Below are 5,381 nucleotides of genomic sequence, written 5' to 3'. Positions count from 1 at the left end.
GTCCGGATGATGGATGCCGAAACCCCCGGAATCCCGCGGATCCCGGGGGTTTCGGCATCCATCATCCGGACCGATCGTTTCCCATCGGTCGTCGTCGTTGGACGCTCCCGCGGACCGCGCCGAGACTCGCTGCAGAGTTCCCGGCCGTGCACCGCGGTCGGTTCCCCGACGAAGGATCGCCACCATGTCCGCATTCCCGAAGCGCCGACGCCGAGCCGCCCTCGGCGCGGCCCTCGCCCTGTCCTTGACCCTCCTCGCCGGGTGCGCCGGCACCACGCCGGCTGCGGCGCCCACCGACTCCGCCCCGGTCGAGGGCGGCGACGTCGTCTTCCTCATCAACTCGCTCGGCAGCAGCTGGGTGCCCAACGAGAGCTCGATCTCGAGCTACCAGGGCAACATCTGGGGCCAGGTCACCGACAAGCTCGTCTACGTCGACGACAAGGGCGAGGTGTCGCCCTGGATCGCCGAGAGCTGGGAGCAGAACACTGATGCCACCGAGTTCACGCTGCACCTGAAGGACGGCGTCACGTTCTCGGACGGCGCGCCGCTGGACGCCGGCGCCGTCGTCGCCAACCTCGACTCGTGGGCGTTCGGCAGCGCCGACAAGGGCATCGCGCCGATCGGGCTGTTCCCGAAGACCTACCGGAAGTCCACCGCCGTCGACGCGAAGACGGTCGCGGTGACCTTCTCCGCTCCGACTCTCGGCTTCATCCCGACCCTCGGCTACCACGGCTCGATCCTCGTCTCGCCGAAGACGCTCGCGCTGAGCAAGGAGGAGCAGGGCGACCTCGACAACTTCTCCGGCTCGGGCCCCTTCACCATCCGAAGCTGGGCCGACGGCGACGACGTGGTGCTCCAGAAGCGCGACGACTACCAGTGGGGCCCCGCAGCCCTCGGCCACCCCGGCCCGGCCTACCTCGACACGCTGACGTACAAGCAGGTCGCCGAGTCCAGCACCCGGATCGGCGCGCTGACGTCGGGTCAGGCGCAGGTCATCTACAACGTGCAGCCGAGCGAGATCACGAGCCTCACCGCCCAGGGATTCGTCGCCGGTCTGCCGCGCTACCTCGGATTCACCAACGGCTACCGCGTGAACGTGCAGTCCGCGCCGTTCGACGACGTGCGCGTGCGGCAGGCCCTGCAGCACGGCATCGACCGCGAGCAGATCCTCGACACCGTCTACACCGAAGGGTGGGAGGCCGCCCAGGGACTCATCCAGAGCAACGTCCCCGAAGCCACCGACCACTCGGCCGAATTCGCCTACGACCCCGAGGCGTCCGCCGCCCTGCTCGACGAGGCGGGATGGGTGAAGGGCGCCGACGGCACCCGCTCGAAGGGCGGACAGCCCCTCGAAGTGACCCTCTACGCCAACCCGTACCTGGCCACGTCGGCCTCGATCGACGAGCTCGTCGCGCACCAGCTCGGCGACCTCGGCTTCACGGTGACCGTGCAGACGTACGATGTGGCGACCTTCGGCGAGAAGGTGAAGCCGGATGCCACGACCCCGCTGTACGAGATCACCCGGTCCTTCATCGACGTGGGCACGGTCGCGAGCATCCTCACCAACGCCAACAAGGGCGAGGACTGGTTCGGCGTCGGCGAGAGCGACCCCACGCTGAACGGCCTGCGCGACCGCATCGCCCGCGCCACCGACCGCGACGCGAGAGCGAGCGCCGTGGACGAACTCCAGACGTACGTCCTCGAACAGGGGCTGTTCGTGCCGATCACGCAGATCGTGCAGCGCATCTACGTCCAGAGCCCGAAGCTGCAGGGCGTGACGTACAACGGCGTCGCGATCGCGAACTACGCCACGGCGTACCTGCAGAAGTAGGACGCCCGATGAACCCCACCTACCTGTTCTTCGCGGCCAAGCGCCTCGGCCAAGCGGTCGTGGTGGTGCTGCTGGCCTACGTGCTGACGTTCGTGGTGATCAGCGTGCTCCCCGGCGATCCGCTCACGAGCACCCTGCGCAACCCCGAGAACGGATTCACCGAGGACGAGATCCAGCGGATGGTGGAGTTCTACGGACTGGACCGCCCGGTGTGGGTCCAGCTCGTCGAGGCGCTCTCGCGCTTCGTCCGCGGTGACCTCGGGATCTCGCTGAGGTCGAGCCGACCGGTGGCGACGATCGTGGGAGACGCCCTGCCGTCGACGTTCGCCTTGGCGGCGTCGGCGCTGGGCGTCGCCCTCGTGCTCGCCTTCGTCATCGCCTACGGCACCCAGGTGCTCCCGCGCCGCGCGGCACAGCTCCTCCGGTCGGTTCCGGCGCTGTTCCTCTCGGTGCCGAACTTCGTCATCGGCCTGCTCCTGCTGAACGTGTTCGCGTTCCAGCTCGGGCTGTTCTCGGTGATCGCCCCGGACGCCCCCGTGGCCACGTTCTTCGCGGCGGTGGCACTCGGCATCCCGGTGTCGGCTCAGATCGCGCAGGTCCTCGTGACGGGCCTCGATCACGAGTTCGTCCAGGACTACGCCGTGGTCGCCTACGCCCGGGGGCTCGGGCGGGCGCGCCTGTTCTTCGCCCACCTGCTCAAGCCCTCGGCCCTCCCGGTCGTGACGATCATCGCCCTGACGGTGGGGGAGCTGCTCGGCGGCGCCCTCATCACCGAGACGGTGTTCGGTCGGGCCGGCATCGGCAGCGTCGTGCAGACGGCCGTCGCCACGCAAGACCTCCCGGTGCTCCAGGCGGTGGTGGCGCTGGCCGCGGTGGTGTTCGTCGCGGTGAACCTCCTCGCGGACCTCCTCTACCCCGTCCTCGACCCGCGCGTGTCCGTGCTCCCGTCGCGCCGCGCCGCGGCCTCCGCCACCCCCGTCCCCCTCCCGGAAGCGAGCGTCCGATGACCGCCGTGCTCTCCCCGGTTCTGCCCGGCTCCGACCCGGTGCGCGGTTTCCGCCGCGGCATACCGGTCGCCGTGGTCGTGTCGGCCTTCGTCCTACTGATCGTCACGGCCTGGGCCGTCGCGCCGGGGCTGTTCACGGCATCCGATCCGATCGTCGGCGACACGAGCGAAAAGCTGCTCGCGCCCAGCGCCGCGCACTGGTTCGGTACCGACAACCTCGGCCGCGACCTCTTCACCCGCGTCGTCTACGGAACACGGTCGTCGGTGCTGAGCGCCCTGATCGCCGTGGCGATCGCGGTCGTCATCGGCGGGCTGCTGGGACTGGTCGCGGGCTTCTTCGGCGGTCTGGTGGACGTCGTCACGGCCCGCGTCGTGGACGTGCTGCTGGCGATCCCCAGCTTCCTGCTCGCTGTCGTGGTCGTCAGCTCCCTCGGGTTCCAGACCGTCAACGCCGCGATCGCGACGGGCGTCTCGGCCGTCGCGGTCTTCGCCCGGGTCATGCGGTCCGAGGCTCTCAAGGTCCGCGGCACCGTGTACGTCGAGGCCGCCCAGCTGCAGGGCGGTTCCCGGTGGCACGTCCTCCTGACCCACGTCCTGCCCAACGCCTCACGCTCCGTCCTGGCGCTCGCCGTGCTGCAGTTCGGGGTGTCGATCCTCGTCATCGCGGGGCTGGCGTTCCTCGGCTACGGCGACCCGCCCCCGGCATCCGACTGGGGCCTGCTGGTCTCGGCGGGCAAGGACTACCTCGTGTCGAGCCCGTGGCTCGTCTACGCCCCCTCGGCGGTCATCGTCGTCGTCGTGCTGTCGATCAACCGGGTCAGCCGCTGGCTGCGAGCGAAGGACTGAGCCATGACCGAACCCCTCCTCGCCGTCCGCGACCTGTCGGTGTCGTACGGCGGACGCCGCGTCGTCAGCGACGTCTCCTTCGATCTGCGCGCCGGTCGCAGCCTCGCCCTCATCGGCGAGTCCGGATCGGGCAAGTCGACGATCGCGAAGGCCGTGCTGCGCCTGCTCCCGCGCGACTCCGGTCGCGCCGAAGGGCGTGTCCTGCTCGACGGCGACGATGTGCTCGCCCTGTCTCCGGCGCGGTTCCGACCGTTGCGCGGTCGCCGTCTCGGCTTCGTGCCCCAGGACCCGGCGTCGGCCCTCAACCCCGTTCGCACCATCGGCGCGCAGGCCCACGAGGCGGCCGCGTTGACGGGGGAGCGGGATGCCGCACGCCGGCGCGCCGCCATCCTGGAGGTCTTCGAGCGCGTCGGGCTCGCCGACCCGGAGCGCGTCTACCGCTCGTATCCCCACCAGCTCTCCGGCGGCATGCTGCAGCGTGTCCTCATCGGCCTGGCGGTGCTGCCCTCGCCCGCGCTGCTCGTCGCCGACGAGCCCACCAGCGCCCTGGACGTGACGATCCAGAAGCGGATCCTCGATCTGCTCACGGAGCTGCGGACGTCGCTCGGCATCGGCCTCCTCCTCATCACGCACGATCTCGCCCTCGCCGCCGAGCGCGCCGACGACCTCGTCGTCCTCCGCGACGGCACGATCCAGGAGGCGGGGCCGGTGGCCGAGGTGTTCGCCGCGCCCCGCTCGGCCTACGCCGCCGCCCTGCGCGCCGACGTGCCGGCCCTCGCGCCCGACCGCTACCGCGCGACGCTCGCCGCGCGCCGCATCGACGCGTCGCACCCGGCGGTGCGGGTCGAGGGCGCCGTGAAGACGTTCCGCATCGGTGGGGAGGAGCTCCGCGCCGTCGACGACGTGTCCTTCGCCGTGGCCGCGGGCAGCACCCACGCCCTCGTGGGTGAATCGGGGTCGGGTAAGACCACGACGGTCCGCCTCCTGCTGGGGCTGGAGACCCCGGATGCCGGCGACCTGCGGGTCGCGGGGGAGTCGGTGCACGGGCGCTCCCGGCGCGCGCTGCGCGACGTGCGCCGGCACCTGCAGCTGGTGTACCAGAACCCGTTCACCTCGCTCGATCCCTCGTGGCACGTCGAGAGCCTCGTCCGTGAACCGCTCGACCGGTACCGCGTCGGCGACCGCCGAGCGCGACGCGAGGCCGTCCGCGCGGCGCTGTCGGCGGTGGGGCTGCGCGAACACCTGTGGCGGCGGCGGGCCGCGGCGCTCTCGGGCGGGCAGCGTCAGCGGGTCGCGATCGCGCGCGCCCTCGTGCTCGAACCCGACGTCCTCGTGCTCGACGAACCCACGAGCGCCCTCGACGTCACCGTGCAGGCCGAGATCCTCGACGTCCTCGCGCGTCTGCAGGTCGAGCGCGGGCTGACCTACCTCTTCGTCTCGCACGACCTGGCCCTCGTACGCCAGATCGCCGACACCGTCACGGTGCTGCGCCACGGGCGCGTCGTCGAGCACGGGCCCGCCGCCGAGGTGCTCGAGAACCCTCGGCATCCCTACACCCAGTCCCTCGTCGCCGCGGTCCCCGATCCGCGCGGCATCCGACCCGCCGTGCCCGTCACGGCCTGAACCGCAGCTCTCCAGAGAGGAACCCCCATGCCCATCGAATTCGTCAACATGGTCGGCAGCCGCCCGCCCGGTGCC

4 protein-coding genes are annotated in these 5,381 nt (G+C 71.1%); all 4 read left to right on the top strand.

The annotated features are described in order from the left end of the window. Positions 1-184: 184 nt before the first annotated feature. From FE256_RS17425 to FE256_RS17410, 4 genes are read left to right on the top strand one after another with little or no spacing between them, the layout of a single operon-like run. The gene (locus tag FE256_RS17425; RefSeq protein WP_138178169.1) at positions 185-1,831 is read left to right on the top strand and encodes an ABC transporter substrate-binding protein; all 1,647 of its coding nucleotides are present in this window, start codon (positions 185-187) and stop codon (positions 1,829-1,831) included. A gap of 8 nt (positions 1,832-1,839) precedes the next feature. Further along, positions 1,840-2,838, top strand: coding sequence for an ABC transporter permease (locus FE256_RS17420; RefSeq protein ID WP_138178166.1), 999 nt, complete (start codon positions 1,840-1,842; stop codon positions 2,836-2,838). Next, on the top strand, positions 2,835-3,683 hold the full coding sequence (locus tag FE256_RS17415; RefSeq protein ID WP_138178163.1) for an ABC transporter permease: 849 nt from the start codon (positions 2,835-2,837) through the stop codon (positions 3,681-3,683). The genes FE256_RS17420 and FE256_RS17415 overlap by 4 nt, the downstream gene beginning before the upstream one ends. Before the next feature lie 3 nt (positions 3,684-3,686). Continuing rightward, positions 3,687-5,306, top strand: coding sequence for a dipeptide ABC transporter ATP-binding protein (locus tag FE256_RS17410; RefSeq protein ID WP_138178161.1), 1,620 nt, complete (start codon positions 3,687-3,689; stop codon positions 5,304-5,306). The last annotated feature ends 75 nt before the right edge of the window (positions 5,307-5,381 follow it).

This window comes from Microbacterium sp. 5K110 (assembly GCF_005774735.1).
GTDB lineage: Bacteria > Actinomycetota > Actinomycetes > Actinomycetales > Microbacteriaceae > Microbacterium.
Note: the sequence above shows the minus strand (reverse complement) of the source record. Positions and strands in the feature narration are given on the sequence as shown.